Annotated in this window: 27 protein-coding genes; 17 read left to right on the top strand and 10 right to left on the bottom strand. The window is 70.2% G+C overall.

The window, feature by feature from the left end; translation table 11 throughout:
• Positions 1-2: 2 nt before the first annotated feature.
• The 10 genes from ACIRD7_RS11180 to ACIRD7_RS11135 all read left to right on the top strand — a co-directional run bounded on the left by ACIRD7_RS11180 (position 3) and on the right by ACIRD7_RS11135 (position 7,726).
• Complete coding sequence (locus tag ACIRD7_RS11180) at positions 3-920, top strand: SCO2523 family variant P-loop protein (protein WP_403452330.1); 918 nt, start codon at positions 3-5, stop codon at positions 918-920.
• Positions 917-1,900: an SCO2522 family protein gene (locus ACIRD7_RS11175; protein WP_403452328.1), complete on the top strand. Its 984-nt coding sequence runs from the start codon at positions 917-919 to the stop codon at positions 1,898-1,900. Before ACIRD7_RS11180 ends, ACIRD7_RS11175 begins: the two co-directional genes overlap by 4 nt.
• A 1-nt stretch (position 1,901) precedes the next feature.
• Positions 1,902-2,873 (top strand): SCO2521 family protein, encoded by a 972-nt coding sequence (locus tag ACIRD7_RS11170; protein WP_403452326.1) that lies wholly within the window; start codon positions 1,902-1,904, stop codon positions 2,871-2,873.
• Between the two features lie 101 nt (positions 2,874-2,974).
• Positions 2,975-3,856, top strand: coding sequence for a DUF6879 family protein (locus ACIRD7_RS11165; protein WP_403452325.1), 882 nt, complete (start codon positions 2,975-2,977; stop codon positions 3,854-3,856).
• Between the two features lie 22 nt (positions 3,857-3,878).
• Positions 3,879-4,823 (top strand): hypothetical protein, encoded by a 945-nt coding sequence (locus ACIRD7_RS11160; RefSeq protein WP_403452323.1) that lies wholly within the window; start codon positions 3,879-3,881, stop codon positions 4,821-4,823.
• 186 nt (positions 4,824-5,009) lie between these two features.
• A complete protein-coding gene (locus ACIRD7_RS11155) occupies positions 5,010-5,216 on the top strand; it encodes a hypothetical protein (protein ID WP_403452322.1) in 207 nt (68 codons plus the stop codon).
• Positions 5,213-5,428, top strand: a complete 216-nt coding sequence (locus ACIRD7_RS11150) for a hypothetical protein (protein WP_403452320.1) — start codon at positions 5,213-5,215, stop codon at positions 5,426-5,428. The genes ACIRD7_RS11155 and ACIRD7_RS11150 overlap by 4 nt, the downstream gene beginning before the upstream one ends.
• A gap of 30 nt (positions 5,429-5,458) precedes the next feature.
• Entirely contained in the window at positions 5,459-6,079 is a 621-nt protein-coding gene (locus tag ACIRD7_RS11145) for a DUF1266 domain-containing protein (RefSeq protein ID WP_403452318.1), read from the top strand.
• 26 nt (positions 6,080-6,105) lie between these two features.
• A complete protein-coding gene (gene recO, locus ACIRD7_RS11140) occupies positions 6,106-6,852 on the top strand; it encodes a DNA repair protein RecO (protein ID WP_403452316.1) in 747 nt (248 codons plus the stop codon).
• Positions 6,853-6,886: 34 nt separating this feature from the next.
• Positions 6,887-7,726: an isoprenyl transferase gene (locus ACIRD7_RS11135; protein ID WP_403452314.1), complete on the top strand. Its 840-nt coding sequence runs from the start codon at positions 6,887-6,889 to the stop codon at positions 7,724-7,726.
• Positions 7,727-7,836: 110 nt separating this feature from the next.
• Here the strand turns inward: ACIRD7_RS11135 and ACIRD7_RS11130 are convergent, their stop codons facing one another.
• The 4 genes from ACIRD7_RS11130 to ACIRD7_RS11115 are packed head-to-tail and all read right to left on the bottom strand — an operon-like array spanning position 7,837 to position 10,966.
• Positions 7,837-8,253 carry a Fur family transcriptional regulator gene (locus tag ACIRD7_RS11130; RefSeq protein WP_030947874.1) on the bottom strand — a complete coding sequence of 139 codons (417 nt, stop codon included), beginning with the start codon at positions 8,251-8,253 and terminating at the stop codon, positions 7,837-7,839.
• A 60-nt stretch (positions 8,254-8,313) separates the two neighbouring features.
• Positions 8,314-9,216 (bottom strand): metal ABC transporter permease, encoded by a 903-nt coding sequence (locus tag ACIRD7_RS11125; protein WP_403452313.1) that lies wholly within the window; start codon positions 9,214-9,216, stop codon positions 8,314-8,316.
• Positions 9,216-9,983 carry a metal ABC transporter ATP-binding protein gene (locus ACIRD7_RS11120; protein ID WP_403452311.1) on the bottom strand — a complete coding sequence of 256 codons (768 nt, stop codon included), beginning with the start codon at positions 9,981-9,983 and terminating at the stop codon, positions 9,216-9,218. Before ACIRD7_RS11120 ends, ACIRD7_RS11125 begins: the two co-directional genes overlap by 1 nt.
• A gap of 20 nt (positions 9,984-10,003) precedes the next feature.
• Positions 10,004-10,966: a metal ABC transporter substrate-binding protein gene (locus ACIRD7_RS11115; RefSeq protein WP_403452310.1), complete on the bottom strand. Its 963-nt coding sequence runs from the start codon at positions 10,964-10,966 to the stop codon at positions 10,004-10,006.
• Between the two features lie 162 nt (positions 10,967-11,128).
• Here ACIRD7_RS11115 and ACIRD7_RS11110 point away from each other — a divergent pair, with 162 nt between their 5' ends.
• From ACIRD7_RS11110 to ACIRD7_RS11100, 3 genes are all read left to right on the top strand, one after another.
• The gene (locus tag ACIRD7_RS11110) at positions 11,129-12,511 is read left to right on the top strand and encodes a glycine--tRNA ligase (RefSeq protein WP_403452308.1); all 1,383 of its coding nucleotides are present in this window, start codon (positions 11,129-11,131) and stop codon (positions 12,509-12,511) included.
• A 150-nt stretch (positions 12,512-12,661) separates the two neighbouring features.
• On the top strand, positions 12,662-13,273 hold the full coding sequence (locus tag ACIRD7_RS11105) for a LysE family translocator (protein ID WP_403452306.1): 612 nt from the start codon (positions 12,662-12,664) through the stop codon (positions 13,271-13,273).
• 33 nt (positions 13,274-13,306) lie between these two features.
• Positions 13,307-13,957 (top strand): 1,4-alpha-glucan branching protein, encoded by a 651-nt coding sequence (locus ACIRD7_RS11100; protein ID WP_403452305.1) that lies wholly within the window; start codon positions 13,307-13,309, stop codon positions 13,955-13,957.
• An 18-nt stretch (positions 13,958-13,975) separates the two neighbouring features.
• Here ACIRD7_RS11100 and ACIRD7_RS11095 read toward each other — a convergent pair whose 3' ends face one another.
• Positions 13,976-15,022, bottom strand: a complete 1,047-nt coding sequence (locus tag ACIRD7_RS11095; RefSeq protein WP_403452303.1) for a chitinase — start codon at positions 15,020-15,022, stop codon at positions 13,976-13,978.
• A 147-nt stretch (positions 15,023-15,169) separates the two neighbouring features.
• Between ACIRD7_RS11095 and ACIRD7_RS11090 the strand changes: the two genes are divergently transcribed.
• A complete protein-coding gene (locus ACIRD7_RS11090; protein WP_403452301.1) occupies positions 15,170-16,177 on the top strand; it encodes an aldo/keto reductase in 1,008 nt (335 codons plus the stop codon).
• Between the two features lie 29 nt (positions 16,178-16,206).
• Positions 16,207-16,806 carry a TetR family transcriptional regulator gene (locus tag ACIRD7_RS11085; RefSeq protein WP_403452299.1) on the top strand — a complete coding sequence of 200 codons (600 nt, stop codon included), beginning with the start codon at positions 16,207-16,209 and terminating at the stop codon, positions 16,804-16,806.
• Positions 16,807-16,810: 4 nt separating this feature from the next.
• On the opposite strand, the gene ACIRD7_RS11080 is transcribed toward ACIRD7_RS11085, so the two are convergent.
• The 3 genes from ACIRD7_RS11080 to ACIRD7_RS11070 form a co-directional block, all read right to left on the bottom strand.
• Positions 16,811-17,434: a GNAT family N-acetyltransferase gene (locus tag ACIRD7_RS11080; RefSeq protein WP_403452297.1), complete on the bottom strand. Its 624-nt coding sequence runs from the start codon at positions 17,432-17,434 to the stop codon at positions 16,811-16,813.
• Entirely contained in the window at positions 17,431-17,649 is a 219-nt protein-coding gene (locus tag ACIRD7_RS11075) for a hypothetical protein (protein WP_403453061.1), read from the bottom strand. The genes ACIRD7_RS11080 and ACIRD7_RS11075 overlap by 4 nt, the downstream gene beginning before the upstream one ends.
• A 135-nt stretch (positions 17,650-17,784) precedes the next feature.
• Positions 17,785-19,212, bottom strand: a complete 1,428-nt coding sequence (locus tag ACIRD7_RS11070) for an MFS transporter (protein ID WP_403452295.1) — start codon at positions 19,210-19,212, stop codon at positions 17,785-17,787.
• Between the two features lie 101 nt (positions 19,213-19,313).
• Here ACIRD7_RS11070 and ACIRD7_RS11065 point away from each other — a divergent pair, with 101 nt between their 5' ends.
• Positions 19,314-20,198 (top strand): helix-turn-helix transcriptional regulator, encoded by an 885-nt coding sequence (locus ACIRD7_RS11065; protein ID WP_403452293.1) that lies wholly within the window; start codon positions 19,314-19,316, stop codon positions 20,196-20,198.
• Positions 20,199-20,259: 61 nt separating this feature from the next.
• On the opposite strand, the gene ACIRD7_RS11060 is transcribed toward ACIRD7_RS11065, so the two are convergent.
• A complete protein-coding gene (locus ACIRD7_RS11060; protein WP_403452292.1) occupies positions 20,260-21,705 on the bottom strand; it encodes an MFS transporter in 1,446 nt (481 codons plus the stop codon).
• 64 nt (positions 21,706-21,769) lie between these two features.
• On the opposite strand from ACIRD7_RS11060, the gene dusB reads away from it, so the two are divergent.
• Positions 21,770-22,912, top strand: coding sequence for a tRNA dihydrouridine synthase DusB (gene dusB / locus ACIRD7_RS11055; protein WP_403452290.1), 1,143 nt, complete (start codon positions 21,770-21,772; stop codon positions 22,910-22,912).
• 3 nt (positions 22,913-22,915) lie between these two features.
• On the opposite strand, the gene ACIRD7_RS11050 is transcribed toward dusB, so the two are convergent.
• The coding region (locus ACIRD7_RS11050) for a CDP-alcohol phosphatidyltransferase (protein WP_403452288.1) at positions 22,916-24,666 on the bottom strand (1,751 nt) is incomplete at its 5' end.

Raw genomic sequence — 24,666 nt, 5'->3', positions numbered from 1 at the left:
CCGTGCTGATCTTCGCCGCCTCCGACAAGGGAGGCACGGGCCGCTCCGTCACGAGCGCCAACCTCGCCTACCATCGCGCGCTGGCCGGGGACGACGTCTGCTACCTGGACTTCGACTTCGGCTCGCCCACCGCGGCGGCCGTCTTCGACGTGGCCGACGCCCGCCAGGAGACGGAAGACCGGGGTCTGCACGCCTATCTCATAGGAGAGGTCAGCGAACCGGCCCGGATCGACGTCTGGTCCGAGACCGAGCACCAGGTGCTGCGCTTCCCGCCGCCCGGCTGCGGTCGGCTGGTGCTGATGCCCGGCGACGTCAGTGGCGGCGAGTTCGCCACCGGCGAGGAGAACCTGCGCCGCTGCGTCGACCTGCTGATGACGCTCTACTACGAGTTCGACCTGGTCGTCGTCGACCTCAGCGCCGGCCGCTCCTACGCCGTCGACATGGTCCTGGAGGCCACCGCACAGCGCGAGATGCGCGAGGTCACGGCCCGCTGGCTGGTCTTCCACCGCTGGACCCGCCAGCACGTGGCCGCCGCCGCGAGCCTGGTGTTCGGCAAGCGCGGCATCGTCGCCGGCGGCATCGAGCGCGGCCACGAGGAGGAGGCCCTGCGCAACGCCATCCGCTTCGTGCGGGCGGCCGTACCCGACCCGGAGTCGCCGCTGTGGTCGCAGGTCTCGCCCACCCAGTCGGCGTGGATGCGCAAGACCGACGGCGACCTCAAGCAGCTCGCCTCCACCCACGGCATCGGCTACAGCCAGGTCCTCGGATCGGTGCCGCTGGAGCCGGTCCTGCAATGGCGTGAGCAGCTCATCACCGACGAGGACGTGCTCGACAGCCAGATCGCCAACCAGGAGACCTGGACGGCGCTCAGCCAGCTCGCCGGACGCCTGACCGACGACAAGTACTGGGAGCAGGCGTGACCGAAGCCGTGTTCCAGGAGACCACCGCCGAGCTGCGCACCCAGTCCGTGCCGCTGGCCCACCTCTCGCTGGAGCTGGGCCACCTCTACATGGAGGACTTCGAGGCGGGCCCCAAGCGGCTCGGCGAGCACTTCGCCGAGGTGCGGATCTGGGTGGACGCCGTACGCGCCTCGGCGGCCCGCCGCAGCAAGCGGCCCCGCATCAGCACCTGCTTCCTGATCGACGACTACTTCACCCGCTTCTCCACCCCGGCCGAGCTGATCCCGATGGTGCTGAAGGAGGCCGAGAAGGCGGGCCTCGTCATCGACTACCTGGCCCGCGAGTCGGCCTGCGCGGTCGCCGACCGCGTCGAACTCGCCGAATCCGTCATGCAGCGCCTCGTCGAGTCGCCGCCGCCCGGCAGCTACGGCTCCCGCCCGCCCGTCAGCCAGACCGGCTGGCTCGCCAACGGCCAGCGCACGCCCACGATGCCGGCCCCCGCGCTCGGCGGCCGGGCCAAGGGCTGGGAGCCGCCGCGGGAGACCGCGGCCCGCAACCACTCGGTCTTCATGGACGTGGAGCTGTGGTCCGAGAAGGACGGACGGCGGCTGTGGTCCTGCCCTTTCCTGGCCGCCGTGTGGCAACTGGCCCGGCTGGGCCTCTTACGGCACCTCGGTGAGCCCGTGCTGGTGCCGCGGGAGTGGCAGGGCGGGGACTTCCCGCACGACTGGGACCGGCTCGACCCCCTGATCAAGCTCACCGACACCAAGGCGCCGTTCAGCGCCTACCGCACCTGCACGCTCATGCCGAACCGCTTCCTCGCCGTCGAGGACGCCGTACGGCTCATCCTCGACCAGATAGACGTCGACGCCGGGGCCCTGCGGCAGGTCGCCGAGCGGTCCGGGGCCGAGGGGATGCCGGTGCCGCCGGCGGTGGCACAGCGCGCCACCTACGTCTTCTACGAGGAGCCGGGCGACTCCTCCGAGGCCGAGGAGAGCTGAGATGACGGCGGCCCCCGGACAACCGGCGCGTTCGGTCCTCGCCTGCGGCGAGGTGCGCACCTGTCTGCTCCCGTCCTTCCAGGCCTTGGACGGCCGGGCCGCCGCCCAGTTGCTCAGGCTGCGCGCCGACGTCCCCGTCCGTTTCTCCGAGCGGCCCACCATGTACGTCCTGTCCCCGGAGATCCTGACCGGCGTGGACTGCCGGCTGCCCACCTCCAACGGCAGCAAGGTCCGGGCCGTCGGCACGGTGGCCGCCCGCGCGGCACTGACCGAGGGACGGCTGCTGCAGTCGACCGCGTACTTCAGCCTCCCGGCCGCCGGCCCCGACCTGCGCCGCCCCTGGGGCCAGTACCTGGTCCGCCCCGGCCTGGTCGAACCGTTCGGCAAGCTGCCCCAACAGGCCGCCGCTGACGGCGCGTTGCGCGGTGCCGGACGGGGCGAACTCGACCTCGGGATGATCGCCGAGGGCCTGCTGGCACAGCTGCGCCGGCATGCCCTCCTCGACCGCCGGGTGCCCTTCAAGTCCAGCCCCACCAGGCTGCGTTGGGTGGCGCGACGCACGCCCGGGGGCGAGCGGGCCTCTCTGGTGCACTTCACGGTGGCCGAGGGCGGACTGCGCACCATGGAGCTACGGCTGCCGGAGCACATTCCGGCAGCATCCGCGGCGGGCATTTGCGAGGATCTCGCCCTGCACGACTGGCTTTTGACGACAGTTCAGCACATGCTGGACAACAAGCGGATCGGCGCGGCGGACGGGGCCTCGGTCGTGGAGGCGCTCCATCCGGTCGTGGTTCATCTGCTGCATCTGTGGATGCCGCGAGCGCATGTGGACCCCGCGCTGGGTCACCTGTGGGACGCACTGGAAGAGAAGCCGGGGTTCTCCCGGCAGTGGGAGAACATCAGTCGGCGCATCAGAGACCGACTGGCCCTCCAGGCCGTAGCCAGGCCGCAGCAGGCGTTCAGCGCCGGCTGAGGGGCGAACCCGAACCACACACAGACGGGGGACACGACATGAGTGGGGCGCCATTAGGAGCTGGGAGCAACGGCGGACCGGTGCCGCGTCAGGAGCCGCGCATGCCCAAGATGTTCTGGCGGATCGTGATCACGGCTTCGGCGGCGGGCGGGGCCTTCCTGCTGACCAGCATCCTGGACCAGGACGACGGGAACATCTGGCAGTGGGTGGCGTCCATCGTCATCGGCAGCGCCGCCCTGATCGTCCAGTTCCTCATCGACTTCGGCGAGCGGTTCGAGAAGGTCGACCGGCGCTTCAACGAGATCCTCGCCGCGACGACGCTGTTCAGCCAGGTCGACGGTTCGGTCCTGCGCTCCGACGAGGTGACCCGGCTGGTCCTCGGATACACCAAGGTCCGTGAGCGGGGCGGCGACATCGTGCAGGCCTTCGCGGAGAAGGAGCTGGGCCGCCTCGCCAAGACCATGGAAGGGCTCGGCAGCGGCAGCGCGGACTGCCCCGGCGAGAACAACGAGTGGCTGATCGACATCACCGACTGCGTCAAGATGACCCTCGACGCCACCAGCACCTCGGTGGACCGGGCGTTCTGGACCAGCGGGTCCGCCGAGCGGTATCTCGCCGCGCAGGAGAAGGCCATCAAGCGGCGGGGCGTGGAGATCCGGCGCCTGTTCATCGTGCGGGACGAGGACGAGGTCACCCCGGAGCTCAGAGCACTCTGCGAGAGCCAGCGCAGGCGTGGCATCGAGGCGCGCATCGCGGTGCGCTCACTGATGGAGTCGAACCCCAGGGTGGACGACTTCATCGTCTTCGACGGCGAACTCTGCTACGAGACCAAGCCGGACCAGGAGTCCAACCCGGACGGGACCTGGCTGAGCGCCGAACCGGACCACATCGAGGACCGCGTCACCCAGTTCGCCAAACTGTGGGCGGAATCGGAGCGCCAGGCCGGCCCCGAGCCGCAGCCGACGGTCACGTCAGGCACCTGAGGACACGGCCCCAGAGGCAGGGATGAACGGACAGCAGGGAACCCGCGGTCCGGCGACCGGCGGGCTGCGCATACCGCCGGTCGTACTGAAGGTCCTGGTCACGGTGGCCGTGGCGACGGTGACCTATGTGATCAGCAACCTGATCGGCCCGTCCGAGGAGGACCTGTGGCAGATCGCCCTGGCCGTCCTCATCGGCGGAGCGGCGCTGATCGTCCAGTACCTCGTCGACTTCGAGCAGCGCCTCGGGGCGGTGGAGGCCGGACAGCGACAGCACCGGCATGAGCTGACCGAGCTGGTGGACCGGGGCTTCGAGCGGGTCGGGGAAGTGACCGAGCTGTTCAGCGAGCTGGAGCAGTCGGGGATGGACGCCGAGAACGTGGCGTGGCTGGCCCGCAGCGCCACCCAGGTGGGACGCGAGAGCCCCGGCATCGTACGGGCCCTGGCGCGTGCCGAGATAGAACGTCTCGCGTCGACCATGGCGAGACTGACCTCGGGCAGTGCCGACTGGCCGGGGGAGAACAACGACCTGCTGATCGATCTCACCCAGTGCGCCCGGCACAGCATCGACGCCACCAGCAGCTTCGTCGACCGGGCGTTCTGGGAGACCGCGACCGCGAAGTACTACCTCGACCTGCAGCGCGAGGCGATCCAGCAGCACGGCGTGAAGGTCCGGCGTCTGTTCATCGTGAAGAACGCCGACGAGCTCAACGAGAACCTGGTCAGTCTCCTGGAGGAGCAGCGAGCCACCGGCATAGAGGCCGGGGTGGTGGTCCTGTCCGAGCTGCCGTCCCACATCCGGGTGGGTGAGACGCTCGACGTCGTCATCTTCGACGGAGAGCTTTACTTCGAGATCACCACGGATGTGCAGCAGCTCAACCCCAACGCCAAACTGGACGCCCGCGAGGAGAGAGTCGCTCGGCGCAAGGCACGGTTCGACCATCTGTGGAGTGCCCGCCGAAGCGCGTGAAATCCGTCCGCTCGAAAATACCGTCGGTTTGTTAACCCCTCCCGGTGACGAATACCCGGGAACGCAACTCCGTGTGAACCCCTTTGCGCAGACGCGCACTTGTAGGGCACAGGCTCCCGCCGAGTGTAGACGTCGCAGGTCACCATGGAGATGGAATGCGTGAAACCCAAAGGGGAGGGGAGCAACGTGACGGCACGACACTCGGCGCGCTGCGTCGAAGAAGCGGAGGAAGCAGTGAAGGAATTGCGGGCGGTGCTGCAAAAGGCAGGAATTACGTTGCCGACACTCCGGATCGATCCGGCGAGTCTTGCGCGTGAAGCCCCTTGCCCGCTCGTCGAATTGGGCCGCTGTTCCGTCGAGACCGCGCGGCGCCTCGCGGCGGTGTTGCGATGAAGCCGGCGATCGGGGCCTATGTCGTCGACACTCGTTCGGGTCGGATCGGTGTCGTGATGGGGCACGAGGGGCCGTATGTGCAGCTGAGGCCGTACGGAGGCGGCAAGGAGTGGGACGCCGAGCCGGCCGCCGTACGCAACGCGACGCCCGCCGAGCGGCTGCGCGCGGCGACGGCGTACGCCAACGCACGAAGCCGGGGTGAGGTTCCTTGACGTAGGGGTGGGTGCGTAGGGTGCGGCGGCATGGCCTTGTGGAGATGGAGAAGGCGCGGTGTGAAGGCGGCCCGCCGCTACCCCGTACCGCTCACCGTGCACCAGCTGTGGATGGTCGCGCTGAGCGCGCCGGTGAGCCGGGACCGGGGCGCCTCGCGGACCACGCTGTACCCGTACACGCGGATCGACGACGACGGCGCCCGGCGCTGGCTGGCCGACCAGTGGAAGATCACCTCGCGGGGCGAGCTGGTCGGCCGGCTCGACGAGCTGAGCCGTACCGGCTACCGGGCCAGGGCCTACCGGCTCACCGGTGTCGCGCCGCTCGCCTGGGACGCCGCGCTGTACGTCGACATCACCCGCCGGGGCTTCGCGGGCGGGCTGATCGACGAGGCGGACGCGTGGACCGCGCTGAAGAACATCGTGCCGGCGGTGGTGGGGACGTACGGCTCGTGGCACGAGTACGCCGCGCACTATCTGCTCGGGCGGAAGGTGTGGCGGGAGGGGCTGCGGGGCGCGGGAGACCCCGATCTCCCGGCGTCGCAGTCGGTCGCCGACGAGCATCTGCGCGCCCTGCTGGACCCGGAGAATCGTTCCAGCCCTTGGAACAAGGCCCCCTGGAACGCCATCAGCCACCCCGACCGCACCTGCTGAGTCCCGCCGTACGAGAGAATGAACCCATGAGTCTGTTCCGCGACGACGGCATCGTGCTGCGCACCCAGAAGCTGGGTGAGGCGGATCGGATCATCACGCTGCTCACTCGCGGTCATGGGCGGGTGCGGGCCGTGGCTCGCGGGGTGCGGCGGACCAAGTCGAAGTTCGGTGCCCGGCTCGAACCGTTCTCCCATGTCGACGTGCAGTTCTTCGCGCGGGGGAGCGAGCTGGTCGGGCGCGGGCTGCCGCTGTGCACCCAGAGCGAGACCATCGCCCCGTACGGCGGCGGGATCGTCAGCGACTACGCCCGCTACACCGCCGGGACGGCCATGCTGGAGACCGCCGAGCGGTTCACCGACCACGAGGGCGAACCGGCGGTGCAGCAGTATCTGCTGCTGGTCGGGGCCCTGCGGACACTCGCCCGCGGCGAGCACGCGCCGCACCTCGTGCTCGACGCGTTCCTGCTGCGCTCCCTCGCCGTCAACGGCTACGCCCCGACCTTCAGCGACTGCGCGAAGTGCGGCATGCCCGGTCCGAACCGCTTCTTCTCGGTGGCCTCCGGGGGCTCGGTCTGTGTCGACTGCCGGGTGCCCGGTAGCGTCGTACCGTCGCCGCAGACCCTGGAACTGCTCGGGGCGCTGCTTACGGGAGACTGGGAGACGGCGGACGCCTGCGAGCCGCGGTACGTCCGGGAGGGCAGCGGTCTGGTGTCCGCCTATCTGCACTGGCATCTGGAGCGCGGGCTGCGCTCGCTTCGGTACGTCGAGAAGTAGAAGCAGAAGTAGAGGCAAGGGAGACGAGAGGCACATGGTCGTGAGTGGGATCCTGGGGCGCCGGCGCCGCGAGTACAAGAAGCCGGAGCCGCATCCGTCCGGGGCCCGCGCGCCGAAGCTCCCCGGTGAGCTGGTCCCCAACCATGTGGCGATCGTCATGGACGGGAACGGCCGCTGGGCCAAGGAGCGCGGGCTGCCGCGCACCGAGGGGCACAAGGTCGGCGCCGAGCGGGTGCTGGACGTGCTCCAGGGCGCGATCGAGATGGGCGTCGGCGCGATCTCGCTGTACGCCTTCTCCACCGAGAACTGGAAGCGCTCACCCGACGAGGTGCGCTTCCTGATGAACTTCAACCGGGACTTCATCCGCAAGACCCGTGACCAGCTCGACGAGCTGGGTGTGCGGGTGCGCTGGGTCGGCCGGATGCCCAAACTGTGGAAGTCGGTCGCCAGGGAGCTGGAGATCTCCCAGGAGCAGACCAAGGGCAACGACAAGCTGACGCTGTACTTCTGCATGAACTACGGCGGGCGGGCCGAGATCGCGGACGCGGCGCAGGCCCTCGCCGAGGACGTGAAGGCCGGGCGGCTCGACCCGTCGAAGGTGAGCGAGAAGACCTTCGCGAAGTACCTGTACTACCCGGACATGCCGGACGTGGACCTGTTCCTGCGGCCGAGCGGCGAGCAGCGCACCTCCAACTACCTTCTCTGGCAGAGCGCCTACGCCGAGATGGTCTTCCAGGACGTGCTGTGGCCGGACTTCGACCGGCGTGACCTGTGGCGCGCCTGCGTGGAGTTCGCCTCGCGCGACCGGCGGTTCGGCGGGGCGATCCCGAACGAGGAACTGCTGGCGATGGAAGGCCGTACCGAGGAGAGCTGACCTCCCGGAGACAGCCGAACGGCCCCGCTCCACCGAAGTGGAGCGGGGCCGTTCGCGGTTCCGGCCGACCCTAGTGGTCGTTGAGGAACGTGTAGTCCTTGCACTCGGCCTCAGCCGTTGGCCGCCGCGCACTCCGCGCAGGTGCCGAAGATCTCCACCGTGTGCGCCACGTTCACATAGCCGTGCTCGGCCGCGATGGCGTCCGCCCACTTCTCCACGGCCGGGCCCTCGACCTCGACCGCCTTGCCGCACACACGGCAGACCAGGTGGTGGTGGTGCTCGCCGCTCGAGCAGCGGCGGTAGACCGACTCGCCGTCGGAGGTGCGCAGGACGTCGACCTCGCCGGCGTCGGCGAGGGACTGGAGCGTGCGGTAGACCGTGGTGAGCCCGACCGAGTCGCCCTTGTGCTTGAGCATGTCGTGGAGTTCCTGCGCGCTGCGGAACTCGTCGACCTCGTCAAGGGCGGCCGCCACGGCTGCACGTTGCCGGGTGGCCCGGCCCTTCACGGGCGGTCCTGCCGTCGTCACCGGTTGCCTCCTCACGTCTGCGCCTTGCCGGGCCATTGTGCCAGCCCGGACGGAGGGCGGTCAGACGCTCACCTTCCCGCCGTTCTCCCTGCTGGCCGGAATCGCGCACTCCGCCGGGTCGCCGGAGGGGTGCGCGGCCGCCAGGGCGCGTGCCCTGCGCCGGGCCAGCGGGGCCGCCAGCGCGGTGAGCGCGATGAACGCGCCGATGGTCAGCAGCACGATGGTCGCGCCGGGCGGGACGTCCTGGTAGTACGACGTGACCGTGCCGCCGATCGTCACCGTGACGCCGATCGCCACCGCGATCGCGAACGTCGCCGCGAAGCTCCGGGTCAGCTGCTGCGCCGCCGCCACCGGCACCACCATCAGCGCGCTCACCAGCAGCAGGCCGACCACCCGCATCGCCACCGTCACCGTCACCGCCGCGGTGACCGCCGTCAGCAGGTTCAGGGCGCGCACCGGAAGCCCGGTGACCCGTGCGAACTCCTCGTCCTGGCTCACCGCGAACAGCTGGCGGCGCAGGCCGAGCGTGACGAGCACCACGAACGCGGCGAGCAGGATGATCGCCGTCACGTCCGACTGGCTCACCGTGGAGAGCGAGCCGAAGAGGTACGAGGTCAGATTGGCGTTCGAGCCGTTCGGCGCGAGGTTGATGAACATCACGCCGCCGGCCATGCCGCCGTAGAAGAGCATCGCGAGGGCGATGTCGCCGCGTGTCCTGCCGTACCAGCGGATCAGCTCCATCAGCACCGCGCCGAGGACGGAGACGAGGGTCGCCATCCACACCGGGGACCAGGAGAGGAGGAAGCCCAGGCCGACGCCGGTCATCGCGACATGGCCGATTCCGTCGCCCATCAGGGCCTGGCGGCGCTGGACGAGGTAGATGCCGACGGCGGGGGCGGTGATGCCGACCAGGACGGCGGCGAGCAGCGCCCGCTGCATGAAGTCGTAGTTCAGGAAGTCCATCAGCTCAGCAGTCCCGTCCGGATCGGTTCGGCGTCGTGAGCCGCGTGCGGGTGTACGTGGTCGTGGCCGGGCAGCGCGTGCTGGCCGACCGCCTTCGGGGGCGGCCCGTCGTGGGTCACACAGCCGTCACGCAGGACGACCGCCCGGTCGATCAGGGGCTCCAGCGGGCCCAGCTCGTGCAGCACCAGCAGGACCGTCGCACCGGCGGCGACCTGCTCGGTCAGCGTCCGCGCGAGCACCTCCTGGCTGGCCAGGTCCACGCCCGCCATCGGCTCGTCCATGATCAGCAGTTCGGGCTCGGCGGCCAGGGCGCGCGCGATGAGCACGCGCTGGTGCTGGCCGCCGGAGAGGGCGTTGACGGAGTCCTTCGTCCGGTCCGCCATGCCGACGAGCTCCAGGGCACGCCGTACGGCCGCGTGGTCGGCCTTGCGGAAGACGCCGAAGCGGGTGCGGGACAGGCGGCCCGAGGAGACGACCTCGCCGACCGTGGCGGGCACGCCGCCGGCGGCCGTCGTGCGCTGCGGGACGTAGCCCACCCGCGCCCAGTCGCGGAACCGGGCCCGCGGGGTGCCGAACAGCTCGATCTCGCCGGCGCTGACGGGCACCTGGCCGATGACGCCGCGCACGGCCGTCGACTTGCCCGAGCCGTTGGCGCCGAGCAGGGCGACGACCTCACCGCGGTGCACGGTGAGGTCGATGCCGCGCAGGACGGGGCGCGAACCCAGCTCGGCGCGGACGCCGCGCAGCGATATGACGGGCTCGGTCATGCCGTCCTCCGTAGGGTTGGTCACTTGGCTCCCAGAGCCGTCTGCAGGGCCGTGAGGTTGGCGTCCATGACGGCGAAGTAGTCGTCGCCCCTGGACTTGTCGGTGATGCCCTCCAGCGGATCGAGGACGTCCGTCTTCAGGCCGGCGTCGTCGGCGAGGGTCTTCGCGGTCTTGTCGGACACCAGTGTCTCGTAGAAGACGGTGGTGACGCCGTCGGCCTTGGCCTCCTCCTGGAGTTCCCTGATCCGGGCCGGACTGGGCTCGCTCTCCGGGTCGAGTCCGGAGATGGCCTCCTGGGTCAGGCCGTAGCGCTCGGCGAGGTAGGTGAAGGCGGCGTGGTTGGTGAAGAAGACCTTGGACTTGGTGTTCTCCAGCCCGTCGGCGAACCGCGTGTTGAGGTCTTCGAGCTTCCTGACCAGCGCGTCGGTGTTCTTCTTGTAGTCGGCGGCGTGGTCCGGGTCGGCCTTCTCGAAGGCGGCGCCGACGCCCTTGGCGACCTCGGCGTACTTCACCGGGTCGAGCCAGATGTGCGGATCGCGGGCGTGCTCCTCCTCTTCGGAGTGCGCCTCCTCGCCCCCGTGCTCGTGGCTGTCCTCGAGGTTGCCGTGGTCCTCCAGCGTGGTGAGCGTGGCGGCGTCGATCTTGGTCTTGGCGCCGGACTGGGTGACGGCCTCGTCCACGGCCGGCTGGAGACCCTTGAGGTAGAGGGCGGCGTCGGACTCCTCGATCTGCGCGCGCTGCTGAGCGCTGACCTCGAGATCGTGCGGCTCCTGGCCGGGCTTCGTCAGGCTGGTGACCTTGACGTGGTCGCCGCCTATCTGCTCGGCGACGAAGGCCATCGGGTAGAAAGACGCGACGACGTCGAACTTGTCCGTGTTGCCCACGGCGGCGCTGTCCGACGAGCAGGCGGAGAGCGTGCCGATGCCGAGTGCGGTGACGGCCGCGAGGGCGATCCCGGATATGTGTGGTCGTCGTACGTTCATGACAGTCATTTTCAGCGAATTTGGAAACGGTTGTCAACAAGCGTGAGGAGCGGTCCACAGAGGGCTACCGATTTGGTTGAGGGGGAGGCCCCGCCGGTACCCTGAAGCATTCGCTGTGAAGCGCCTCGCTTCGTCGCCCGTCGTCGTAATGAAGAGAGCACCGTGGCCGCCGACAAGATCGACACCATCGTCAGCCTGAGCAAGCGCCGTGGCTTCGTATTCCCCAGCAGTGAGATCTACGGCGGCACGAAGGCCGCCTGGGACTACGGACCGCTGGGTGTCGAGCTCAAGGAGAACCTGAAGCGCCAGTGGTGGCGCTACATGGTGACGTCGCGCGAGGACGTGGTCGGTATCGACTCGTCCGTGATCCTGGCCCCGGAGGTCTGGGTGGCCTCGGGGCACGTCGCCACCTTCACCGACCCGCTCACCGAGTGCACCTCCTGCCACAAGCGGTTCCGCGCGGACCACCTGGAGGAGGCGTACGAGGCCAAGAAGGGCCACGCCCCCGAGAACGGCCTCGCGGACATCAACTGCCCCAACTGCGGCAACAAGGGCCAGTTCACCGAACCCAAGCAGTTCTCTGGTCTGCTCTCCACCCACCTCGGCCCGACGCAGGACTCCGGCTCGATCGCCTACCTGCGCCCGGAGACCGCCCAGGGCATCTTCACCAACTTCGCCCAGGTGCAGACCACCTCGCGCCGCAAGCCGCCGTTCGGCATCGCGCAGATGGGCAAGTCCTTCCGCAACGAGATCACGCCCGGCAACTTCATCTTCCGCACCCGCGAGTTCGAGCAGATGGAGATGGAGTTCTTCGTCAAGCCGGGCGAGGACGAGAAGTGGCAGGAGTACTGGATGGAGCAGCGCTGGAACTGGTACACCGGTCTCGGCCTGCGCGAGGAGAACATGCGGTGGTACGAGCACCCGAAGGAGAAGCTCTCCCACTACTCCAAGCGCACCGCTGACATCGAGTACCGCTTCCAGTTCGGCGGCAACGAGTGGGGCGAGCTGGAGGGTGTCGCCAACCGCACCGACTACGACCTCGGCGCGCACTCCAAGGCCTCCGGCCAGGACCTGTCCTACTTCGACCAGGAGGCCGGCGAGCGCTGGACGCCGTACGTCATCGAGCCCGCGGCCGGTGTCGGCCGCGCGATGCTGGCGTTCCTGCTCGACGCCTACGTCGAGGACGAGGCGCCCAACGCCAAGGGCAAGATGGAGAAGCGCACGGTGCTGCGCCTGGACCACCGCCTCGCCCCGGTGAAGGTCGCGGTGCTCCCGCTCTCCCGGAACCCCGAGCTGTCCCCGAAGGCCAAGGGCCTCGCCCAGGCGCTCCGGCAGAACTGGAACATCGAGTTCGACGACGCCGGCGCCATCGGCCGCCGCTACCGCCGCCAGGACGAGATCGGCACGCCGTACTGCGTGACGGTCGACTTCGACACGCTCGAGGACAACGCGGTGACGGTGCGTGAGCGGGACACGATGAAGCAGGAACGCATCTCCCTCGACCAGATCGAGGGCTACCTCGCGAGCCGGCTGATCGGCGCCTGAGCAATCCGCTGAGGAACCCCGATTCCGTCACGGCCGCGACAGCCGTGCCGGAGTCGGGGTTTTCTGCATGTCCGACGCGGCGATTGGTCCGCCAGGCCGGGCATCGATTGGCCCTGTTTCCGGGGCCGCGGCGGCGCCAGGGTGACGGGCATGAGCCTCGCCTTCCTCCTCACCACCCTCGTCGTCGTCGCCACCCCCGGCACCGGTGTCGTCTACACGCTCGCCGCCGGACTCTCCCGCGGCAAGCGCGCGAGTGTCGTCGCCGCCTTCGGATGCACCCTCGGGATCGTGCCGCACATGGCGGCCACCGTGACCGGCGCGGCCGCGCTGCTGCACGCGAGCGCGACCGCCTTCCAGATACTCAAGTACGCCGGTGTCGCCTATCTGCTGTACATGGCTTGGGCGACGCTGAAGGACAAGGACGCCGTCGCGGTGGACGAGGGGGCCACGCCGGTCTCCGCGGGGCGGGTGATCGCGCGGGGTGTGCTGATCAACATCCTCAACCCGAAGCTGACGATGTTCTTCTTCGCCTTTCTGCCGCAGTTCGTGGACCCGGCCGAGCCGAACGCCGCGGCGCGCATGCTGGGCCTCGGCGGAGTGTTCATGGCCGTGACGTTCCTGGTCTTCGCGGCGTACGGCGTCCTCGCCGCCTCCGTCCGCGGCCACGTCACCTCCCGACCCCGGGTGATGACATGGCTGCGGCGGACCTTCGCGGGGTCCTTCGTGGCGCTGGGCGCGAAGTTGGCGGTCACGGCCCGCTAGGCCCTGTCCACCCTGTCCATGAGAGCCTTCGGCATGGCCATCATCCATCGCACCACCCTCGAGCCGACCAAGCTGGAACTGCTCACCGCCTGGCTGCCCTCCCGCCCTTGGTACGCCGGTGCCGGTGAACCCCTCCTCGCCAAGGCCGGCGGGTTCCGGCTGGACGACCCGGAGGGCGAGGTCGGCATCGAGTTCATGGTGACCACCGACGCCGCGGGCCCCGAGCCGGTCAGCTACCTGGTGCCGCTGACCTATCGCGGCGCCCCGCTCGACGGCGCCGAGCACGCCCTCGTCGGGACCGCGGAGCACGGGGTGCTGGGCCGTCGCTGGGTCTACGACGGCTGTCACGACCCGGTGCTGGTCGCCCAGTTGTGGTCCCTGATCGAGGGCCGGGCCCAGGCCCAGGCGCAGAGCCTCAGCGACACCGCCGACCGCGAGGTCACCCGCTCCTACGCCGGCCCGGGCCGCACGGCGAAGGTTGCCGCGCCCGCTCTCGCCGACGACTCGGAGGGCACCCGTCTGACCGCGCCGGACGGCGCCACCCTCCACCTGCACCGCGTCCTGCGGCCCGCCGGGCCGGGTGCCCCGGCGCTGCCCGGCGGAGCCACCGGCCATGTCGGCGGCGCCTGGCAGCTGCCGGACGGCACCCGGGTCCACGGCTTGTTCGCGACCCTGCTCCGATGACGTCCGGCGCCCGGGGGATCAACGCCCCTGCAGCGACCTGACGTTGTCGCCGAAGGTCCAGTTCTTCGAGCCGTCCCAGTTGATCGACCAGGTCATCAGGCCCTTGAGCGCGCTGCCGTAGTGCCGCCAGGCCTGGGCGACGAGGGACGGTGACATGTAGCCGCCGCCCGCGCCGGACTGCGCGGGCAGGCCCGGCACCTGCTTGTCGTACGGCACCTTGATGGTCGTGCCCTGCACCACCAGCCCCTTGTTGAGGCAGTCCGTCTGGGCGGTGAAGCCCTGGACGGTGCCGGCGGAGTACGAGTCGCCGGAGCAGCCGTACATGCTGCCGTTGTAGTACTGCATGTTCAGCCACCACAGCCGGCCGTTGTCGGCGTACTTCTTGATGATCGGCAGGTAGGCGCCCCAGATCGAGCCGTAGACGACGCTGCCGCCGGTGACGTACGCCGTCTCCGGGGCCATCGTCAGGCCGAAGCCGGACGGCATCCGCGCCAGGATCCCGTCGATGATGCGGATCAGGTTGGCCTGGGACGTGGACAGCCGGCCGATGCTGCCGCTGCCGACCAGGCCCGTCTCGATGTCGATGTCGATGCCGTCGAAGTTGTACTTCTTCAGGATCGGCACGATCGTCGCCACGAACCTGTCCGCCACGGCCGTGGAGTTGAGGTCGATGCCGGCCGTCGCGCCGCCGATCGACATGAGGATCGTCTGGCCGGAGGCCTTCGCCGCGCACATCTCGGCGGGGGTGGCGACCTTCACCCCGCTGTCCATGCCGTCCTCCCACAGGGCCGTTCCGTCGGAGCGGATCACCGGGAACGCCGCGTTGATCACGTTGTAGCCGTGGGCGGAGATGCGGGAGTCGGTGATCGGGGTCCAGCCGAACGGCGGGTGGACGCCGTTCGCGGCACCGTCCCAGTTCTCCCAGTAGCCCTGGAGGACCTTGCCGGCGGGCTTCGACTTCACGGCGCAGGTGTCGGCGGCCGAGGCGGGGGCGGCGACGGGGAGCTGGGTCAGGCAGGCGGTCGCCAGTGCGGCGGCGGCCAGGCGCAGGGCGCGGCGGAGCATACGGGGCCTCCCGGTGGGGGTGCGGTGAGGTGTCGTAGGCATGACAGTGCTCGTGGTCCAGACCTTTCGTCAATAGGTCTGGACCATCTGGACAAATATGGAATGACAGATATTGAAATCTGTCAGCTGTTAGGGCATGGTGGAGGCATGACGATACGAACCCGCCCCCTCGGAACCACCGGCCCCCAGGTCTCCGCCCTCGGCCTCGGCTGCATGGGCATGTCCGCCCTGTACGGCGACGCGGACCGGGCCGAGTCGATCGCCACCGTGCACGCGGCCCTGGAAGCCGGCGTGACCCTGCTCGACACCGGCGACTTCTACGGCATGGGCCACAACGAGATGCTGATCGGCGAGGCCCTGCGCACGGCTCCCGCGAGCCTGCGTGAGCAGGCCCTGACCAGCGTGAAGTTCGGCGCGCTGCGCTCCCCGGACGGCGCCTGGGCCGGCTACGACGGCCGCCCGGCCGCGGTACGGAACTTCGCCGCCTACTCCCTCCAGCGCCTCGGCGTCGACCACATCGACGTCTACCGGATCGCGCGGCTCGACCCGGACGTACCGATCGAGGAGACGGTCGGCGCGATCTCGGAGCTGATCGAGCAGGGATACGTCCGGCACGTGGGCCTCAGCGAGGTCGGCGCCGAGACGATCCGCCGGGCCGCCGCCACCGCCCCGATCGCCGACCTGCAGATCGAGTACTCCCTGATCTCCCGCGGCATCGAGGAGTCCGTCCTGCCCACCACCCGTGAGCTGGGCATCTCCATCACCGCGTACGGCGTCCTGTCCCGCGGGCTGATCTCCGGCCACTTCGCCCCGGACCGGCAGCTCGCCGCGAACGACTTCCGCGCCCACTCGCCCCGCTTCCAGGGCGACAACCTCCAGCACAACCTGACCCTGGTCGAGGCGCTGCGGAAGATCGCCGAGCAGAAGGGCGTCTCCGTCGCCCAGATCGCCATCGCCTGGGTGCTCTCCCGCGGCGACGACATCGTGCCGCTCGTGGGCGCCCGCACCCGGGAGCGGCTCACCGAGTCGCTGGGCGCGCTGGACGTCACGCTGGACGCGGCCGACGTGACGGCGATCGAGGAGGCCGTGCCGGCGGACGCGGCGGCGGGCGACCGCTACCCGGCCGCGCAGATGGCACACCTGGGCAGCAAGTGACGGCCGACGTGCCGGGTACGGTCTGACTCATGTCACCGACGCCCCAGACCCTGACCGCCGAGCGCATCCTCGAAGCCACCGAGGAGGTGCTGCGCCGCCACGGCCCGGCCAAGGCCACCGTGGTGGACGTGGCCCGCGCGCTCGGCGTCAGCCATGGCAGCGTCTACCGCCACTTCCGTACGAAGGCCGCGCTGCGGGAGGCCGTGACGAAGCGGTGGCTGGACCGGACGACGGGGGTGCTGGCGGCGATCGTCGCGGCCCCGGACCTGGACCCGGAGACCAGGGTGCGCGAGTGGCTCGCGGCCCTCTTCGCCGCCAAGCGCCGCAAGGCGTTCGACGACCCCGAGCTCTTCGCGACGTACTCGGTGCTGACCACCGAGACCTTCGAGACGGTCGTCAGCGAGCACATCGGCGACCTCACCGGCCAGCTCACCGAGATCGTCCGCGCGGGCGCCGAGGCCGGCTCCTTCACCGTCGAGGACCCGGCCGCCACGGCCCTCGCCCTCTTCCGGGCCACGGACCGCTTCCACGACCCGCGCTACGCCGGGGAATGGGAACAGCCGGGCGTGGAGGAGGAGTTCGAGGTGCTCGTGGAGCTGCTGATCCGGGGCCTGCGGGCCCGGGGCTGAGCCGTCACAGGCGGTCCGGATCACCCGTCGTGCGTCCGAGGTAGGTGACCGGACCCGGGTCCGGAACGTCGATCTCGTGGAAGCCGAGACGGTCGTAGAAGGCCCTGGCCGGGGTGTTGGCCGTGACCATGGACAGGTGCACGGCCGGAACTCCCTTGTCCCGCAGGGCCGTCAGCAGCGTGCGCATCAGAGTGCGCCCGTGCCCCTGGCCCTGCCACGCCGGGAGCAGATCGATGTGCAGGTGGGCCGGGTAGGCCGCGACCTGCGGGACGAGCATGCGCTCCGGGTGGTGCAGGAGTTGGGCGATCCGCTCGTCCGGGGTGGCCGCGGGGCCGGTCGGCTCGGGGTGGCGGGCGGCGGCCGACGGCAGCCACTCGGAGCGGAACGCCTCGACGAAGCGAGGGGTGTCCGCGGCGCCGAGGATGTAGCCGACCGCCCGGCCCGCCCCGTCGTCCAGGACGAACGCGAGGTCCGGTTCCAGCACGACGTAGGGAAGCGCGAAGGTCGCCGGGAAGACGGCGGGGTCCCGGTAGTGCGGCCGGCTGTCGCCGCCCTCGTGGGCCGTGCGCACGCAGATGTCCTCGACGGCCGCCCGGTCCCCCGGGCGACAGGGACGGACGTGGGTCATCGGTCCGGCTGGGGGTCCGCCGGGTCCACGGTCGCCTGGTGCGCCTCCGCCAGGTGTTCCTCCGCCTTCAGCCAGGGCAGGAACTGCGTGCTCTTGCGCCAGCCGCAGGTGTCGCATCTGATCGAGCGCTGCGCGCCTTTGCGCTGTACTCGTACGACGTGCTCGCGCCCATGGTGGTCCCAGCGGCTCACCTTGCTCTGGTTGATCTCCAGCATGACGCCTCCAGCGTCCCAGGACATCGAGTCTGCGTGCGCGCCCTCGCGCAGCAAGGAGTGTGCAGCAAGACCAACATCAACAGGGACACTTCCCCGGTGAGTTGACCAACCTGTGCCCACACCCTCACAACTCGCTCAGCCGATGGTGCGCGGCAGCCGCAGGCTGAGCAGGCCCGTCAGCGCCACCCCGGCCAGCTGGACCAGCAGCGTGGTGACCAGCGCGTCCCGCATGCCCGCCCCCGGGACCAGGGAGAGGAACAGCGTGCCCAGGGTCGCCACACCCAGGGCCAGCGCCGACTGCTGGGTCGTGATCATCACGCCGCTGCCCACCCCCGCCCGTGCCGCTGGCACCTCGGACAGCACGATCCGGAAGACGACGGGGAGTTGCAGGGCCTGGCCCGCGCCGGCGATCGCCGCGCCGGGCAGCAGTTCGAGGAGGCCGAGACCGGGCCACGAGCGCCAGGCGGCCAGCGCGATCAGGGCCACGCCCAGCGCCTGGACCGCCGCACCCGCGGTCACGATCCGGGTGCCGTGCCGGGCCACCAGGCGCGGCCCGGCGAGCGAGACGAAGAAGAACGCCACCGCCATCGGCACCAGGGCCAGCCCCGCCTCGACCGGACCGTGGCCCGCGCCCTGCTGCAACGCCACCGCGATCACGAACATGAAGCCGCTGAAGCCGATCGAGAACGGCACGATCATCACCAGACCGCGGCGCAGCGACAGCAGCGCGAACAGGCTCGGCGGCACCAAGGGAGTGCGGCCCTGCCGGTCCGCCCTGCGCTCCACCAGGTAGAACGCCGCCGCCACGAACGGGAACGCCGCCAGCGACAGCCACGTCCACAGCGGCCAGCCCGCCGCCCGGCCCTCGGTGAGCGGGGCCAGCAGCGTGACGAGGGCGACGGCGAGCAGCACCGTGCCGGGGCCGTCCAGCGGCTCCGGGTGCTGCGAGCGGGTCTCGGGGACCGCGCGCGCGGCGAGGAAGAGCCCGACGAGGACGACGGGCACGTTCACCAGGAACACCGAGCGCCAGCCGGTACCGGCGATGTCCGCCGCGACGAGTACGCCGCCGAGGATCTGCCCGGCCACCATCGACAGTCCGGCCGTCGCGCCGTACAGGCTCATGGCCTTCGCGCGGCGCCCGCCGGTGGTGGCGGCCTGAATGGTCGCGAGCACCTGCGGCAGCATCGCCGCCGACGCCGCGCCCTGTGCGATGCGCGCCGCGACGAGCGTCCACGCGCTGGGCGCCAGCCCGCACGCCAGCGAGGTCAGTCCGAAGGCCGCCATGCCCCCGAGGAAGAGCCGGCGCCGGCCGAAGAGGTCGCCGAGCCGTCCGCCGAGGACGAGCAGCACGGCGTACGCCAGTCCGTAACCCGCCACGACGAGTTCGAGCACGGCCTCGCTCGCCGCGAGGTCGTGGCCGATGGTGGGCAGGGCCACGTTGACGATGAAGAAGTCGATGAGCGGCAGTGCCGCCGCGAGCAGCACCGTGAAGAGGCCGAGAGCGCCGAGCGAGGGTGGTGCGTCGGCGGTCCGGGCCTTGAGCGCAGTGATGGTTTCGGTCACGCCGACGAGCCTGCGCCCGCTCCGAGACTGGTACCAGAGTGTCCTTATCCTGGTAGCGGAAGCACCTGGAAACAGGGTGCGGGTGGCGGCAGGCTGGAGGCATGACGACCATGGCACAGGAGACGACTGCGGTACGGCGGGACGGAGCCGCCGTCCGGCGTCACGAACTCGCCGCCTTCCTGCGTCACCGCCGCGAGCACATCGCCCCCGAGCAGGTCGGCCTGCCCCGCGGCCGCCGGCGCCGCACGCCCGGCCTGCGCCGCGAGGAGGTCGCCCAGCTCGCCGCGGTCGGCGTCACCTGGTACACGTGGCTCGAACAGGCCCGTGACATCCAGGTCTCCGTCCAGGTCCTCGACGCCCTCGCCCGCACCCTGCTGCTCGACCCCAGCGAGCGCTCCCACCTCTTCCAGCTGGCCGGGGCGGTGGATCCGACGCCGGCCACCACGTGCCCGTCGGTGACGCCCGCGATGCGGGCCGTACTGGAGCAACTGGAGCCGTATCCGGCCTGCCTGCAGAACAGCCGGTACGACATCCTCGCCCACAACCGCACGTACGGGCTGCTGCTGTGCGACCTGGAGGCGGTGCCGCCGGAGGACCGCAACTGCATGATCCTGTCGTACACCCACCCGGACTGGCAGTCCTCGATCGTGCACCTGGAGGAGACCCAGCGCCTGATGGCCGCCCGCTTCCGCGCCGCGATGGCCGGACATCTCGGCGAGCCCGCCTGGAAGATGCTCCTGGGGCGCCTGCGCACCGAGTCCCCCGAGTTCCGCGAGGTCTGGGAGCGCCACGAGGTGGTGTCCCACCGCAGCAAGCGCAAGGAGTTCCTCAACCGCCACGTCGGCCGCATCCTCGTGGACCACACCGACCTGTGGCTGAGCCCGGACGTGGGGCCGAGGATGGTGACTTACGTCCCGGCGGACGAGGAGTCGGCAGTACGTCTTGAGAAGCTGCACGAAATCGCCCTCGAAGGGGCGCGGGGCTGAGTCGGATATGCGGCTCCGCCGCGTGGGCGCGACCAGCCCCCACTCACGGATAGCCGCCGCCCTATGCGACGACCCTCGACGCATCGCGAACCTCAGGAGACGCCAGCTTCTCAGCCGCACGCTCGGCTGTGCCCCGTGCCCACGGCCCACTGGTGACCAGGCCCACCACGAGGACCAGCAGCCCGCACCCGGTGACGACCCACCACCCCGGCACCGCGGCGGACACGAAACTCTCCTTGTACGACGACGCCGATACCCCCGAAGCCAGCACCGCACCTACGACCGCCACCCCCAGCGTCTGGCCCAGCTGGCGGCTCGTGGAGGCGACGGCGGCCGCCACCCCGGCCTGCGCACGCGGCATCCCCGAGACCGCCGTGTTCGTGATCGGCGCGTTCACGAACCCGAACCCGATGCCGAACAGGACGTACCCGAGGATCAGCGTGACATCGGACGTCTCGGCGTCGAAGAGGGCGAACAGCAGGGCACTGGCCGTCATCGCGACACCCGCGACCGCCAGCGGCACCCGCGGCCCCCGACTGCCGACCAGCCGCCCGGACAGCGGTGCGCACAGGAACATCGGCGTCGCCATCGGCAGCATCCACAGGCCCGCGTGCAGGGCGTCGAGGCCGCGTACGTTCTGCAGGTACAGCGTCGACAGGAACAGGAAGCCGCCGAGTCCCGCGAACGCGCCGATCGCGATCACCGTCGCCCCGCTGAACGGCGCCGAGCGGAAGAAGCGCAGGTCGATCAGGGGCTCGGAGCGGCGTGGCTCGTAAGCGAGGAGGCCCAGCAGGGCCGCGAGCGCGATCGCCGCGAAGGGCAGCACCGACGAGAGGCCGGCGTTCGGCGCCTCGATGATCGAGTAGGTGAGCGAGCCGAACAGGGCGATCACCAGGATCTGGCCGACCGGGTCGAGGCGGCGGGCCTTGGGGGCGCGGGACTCGGGGACGAAACGGAGGGTGAGCAGGAGCGCGGTCAGGCCCACCGGCAGATTGACCCAGAAGATCGCGCGCCAGTCGACCGCGTCCACGAGCAGGCCCCCGACCAGCGGCCCCGCGGCCATCGAGATGCCGACGACACCGCCCCAGACGCCGATCGCGCGGGCACGTTCGCGCGGGTCCGTGAAGGTGTTGGTGATGATCGACATCGCGACCGGGTTGAGCATCGAACCGCCCACCGCCTGGATCATCCGGAAGGCGATCAGCGCGTCGAGGTTCGGGGCGAGGGAGCACAGCGCCGAACCGATCGTGAACAGGACCAGGCCGGTCATGAAGACCCGTTTGCGGCCGATCCGGTCCGCGGTGGAGCCGGCCAGCATCAGCAGCGACGCCAGGACGAGGGTGTAGGCGTCGATCGTCCACTGCAGGCCCGAGGTGCTCGCGCCCAGGTCGCGTTGCAGAGAGGGCAGGGAGACGTTGAGGGCCGTGGTGTCGAGGCTCACGATCAGCAGGCTCATGCAGCAGATCGCGAGGACCAGCATCCGGCGGCGTGGGCTGAGCTCCGGCATCCTTGAATAGTACGCCTAACTAATGAATTTAGCCGCACCCGGTCCGGTACGTGAGAATGGGTGGATGCCCACGACCGCCTCGCCCCTGCAGATCGGCCCGCACACCGTCCAGCCGCCCGTCGTCCTGGCACCGATGGCCGGGATCACCAACGCGCCCTTCCGCACCCTGTGCCGGGAGTTCAGCGGTGGCAAGGGGCTGTTCGTCAGCGAGATGATCACCACTCGGGCGCTGGTCGAGCGCAACGAGAAGACCATGCAGCTGATCCACTTCGACGCGACCGAGAAGCCGCGCTCGATCCAGCTGTACGGCGTCGACCCGGCCACCGTCGGCAAGGCCGTCCGCATGATCGCGGAGGAGGGCCTGGCCGATCACATCGACCTGAACTTCGGCTGCCCGGTGCCGAAGGTGACGCGCAAGGGCGGCGGCTCCGCGCTGCCGTTCAAGCGGAACCTGCTGCGGGCGATCCTGCGGGAGGCCGTGAGCGGGGCCGGGGACCTGCCGGTCACGATGAAGATGCGCAAGGGCATCGACGACGACCACATCACCTACCTCGACGCCGGCCGGATCGCCGTCGAGGAGGGCGTCACGGCCATCGCGCTGCACGGCCGCACCGCCGCCCAGCACTACGGCGGCACCGCCGACTGGGACGCCATCGCGCGGCTCAAGGAGCACGTGCCGGAGATCCCCGTGCTCGGCAACGGCGACATCTGGTCGGCCGAGGACGCCGTGCGCATGGTGCGCGAGACCGGCTGCGACGGCGTGGTCGTCGGGCGCGGATGCCTCGGGCGGCCCTGGCTGTTCTCCGACCTGGTCGCGGTCTTCGAAGGGCGCGAGCAGGACATCGCCCGGCCCGCCCTGCGCGAGGTCGCCGACGTCATGGTCCGGCACGCCACGCTGCTAGGCGAGTGGATCGGCGACGAGGCGCGCGGGGTCATCGACTTCCGCAAGCACGTCGCCTGGTACCTCAAGGGCTTCGCGGTCGGCTCCGAGATGCGCAAGCGGCTCGCGATCACGTCCTCGCTGGAGGAACTGCGCGGCGGGCTCGACGAGCTCGACCTCGACCAGGCCTGGCCCGCCGGCGCCGACGGGCCCCGCGGCCGTACGTCCGGCAACAACCGGGTGGTGCTGCCGGACGGCTGGCTGAAGGACCCGTACGACTGTGCCGGGGTGAGCGAGGACGCGGAGCTGGACACCTCCGGCGGCTGACGGCTACTTCGACGGGTTCGGGGTCGAGCCGTACGCCATCAGGAAGCGGTCCCGGAAGGAGCTCATCTTCCAGACCGGGGTGCCGGCGGTGGGCTGGAGCCCGTCCGCCCAGTTCCAGTCGGCGATCTTGTCCAGCATCTTCGGGTCCTTGGCGACGATGGAGACCGGGACGTCCCGGCTGGCCCGGACGCCGCTGACCCGGGACATCGGCTGGTGGTCGCCGAGGAAGACGAGGACCGTGTCGTCGGAGCCGTAGCGCTCCAGCCACTGGGTGAGGCTGGTGACGGAGTACGAGATCGACTTGCCGTACTCCTGCTTGGAGCGGGTGGAGTCGGAGATGATGTCGGCCGGTTCGATGCCGGCCTTCTGGATCGCGTCGAAGACCGAGCCGTCGCCGACGTCGTCCCAGTCGACCATCTTGGGTATGGGGGCCCAGGGCTGGTGGCTGGAGGTCAGGATGATCTCCGACATCAGGGGCTTGTCGCGCTCCTTGCCGTGGACCTGGCGCTGGAAGGCCTCCAGGGCGTACTGGTCGGGCATCGTCGACCAGCTGAACTTCGGTCCCTTGTAGCCGAGTTGGAAGGCGTTGTAGAGCTTGTCCAGGCCGTAGTACTTCTGTTCCGGCCAGGCCTTCTGCACGCCGGGCATCACGCCGACCGTGTCCCACTCGCCGGTCTTCTGGAAGACCTTGGTCAGGCTGAGGTGGTCGCTGGCCATGACGGTGCGGTAGCGCTGCTGGTTGTCGATCCACAGGCCGGACAGGGTCGTGGAGTGGCCGAGCCAGCTGTTGCCGCCGAACGTCGCCGACGTCAGCCAGCCGCTCTTGGCGTGGAAGCCGGCCTTGGCCAGGGCCTCGGTGCTGGTGTCGAGCGTGCGCGTGACTCCGGGGGCGATCTCCGGATCCTCCAGCGCGCTGCGGCCGTAGCTCTCGATGAACGTGAAGATGACGTCCTTGCCGCGCAGGTCGGGCACGAGTTGGGCGGGCGGGGTGTTGCCGAACGTGTCCGCCTTCGCGTCCTTCGCGAACTGCGCCTCGTCGTGCAGGGTGTCCAGCGCCCGGCGTACGTGGACCTTGACGACGCCCGCGGTGTGGTCGGCGGCGATCGGGACGCCGGCGATCTGGAGGCCGAACGCGGTGCAGGTGATCCAGACCGTGCCGGCGATGAGGGCGCCCTTGGAGGCGTTCGGCTGGTGGCGGGCGAGGACGTTCGCGACGTGGACGGTGGACAGGGCGACGAGGGCGATCAGGGCTATGGAGAGGGTGATCGCGCCGATCGTGAGGAGGACCGTGGTCGAGCCGCCCATCGAGTCCTTCATGTACGACTGGGCGTCGTCGAGGAGTTCCCAGTCCAGGACGATGTTGAAGTGCCGGCCCAGGTATTCGTTGAAGCCGATGTCGAGGAGGCTGAGGATCGTCAGGGCACCGAGGGCGGCGCCGGTGACGGCCGCGGTGATCAGGCGGGGGCGGCGGGGGAGGCTGAGCAGTACGGCGGCGCCGATGATGGCCTCGGCGGGGAGGCGGAGGAACTCGCGTGCCTTGAGGTTGCCGAGGGTGTTCGGCATCTGCAGGCAGAGGTAGATGAGGGCGGCGGCGAGGAGGGTGAGGGTCCAGCGGAGGTAGGGGCGCGGCTTGGCTTCGCCTTCGGGTCGGTCCTCGTTCTCGGCGTCGGCGGGTGCGGGTGTGTTTGTTGTTTTTGTTTTCCCGCCCGCACCACCCGTGGCGGTTTCGTCGTCGCGTGCGGGTGGCCCCTGTG

The sequence above is a fragment of the Streptomyces sp. NPDC093568 genome (genome assembly GCF_044764945.1).
In the GTDB taxonomy this organism is placed as follows: Bacteria; Actinomycetota; Actinomycetes; order Streptomycetales; family Streptomycetaceae; genus Streptomyces.
This window is presented reverse-complemented; position numbering and strand designations above follow the sequence as displayed.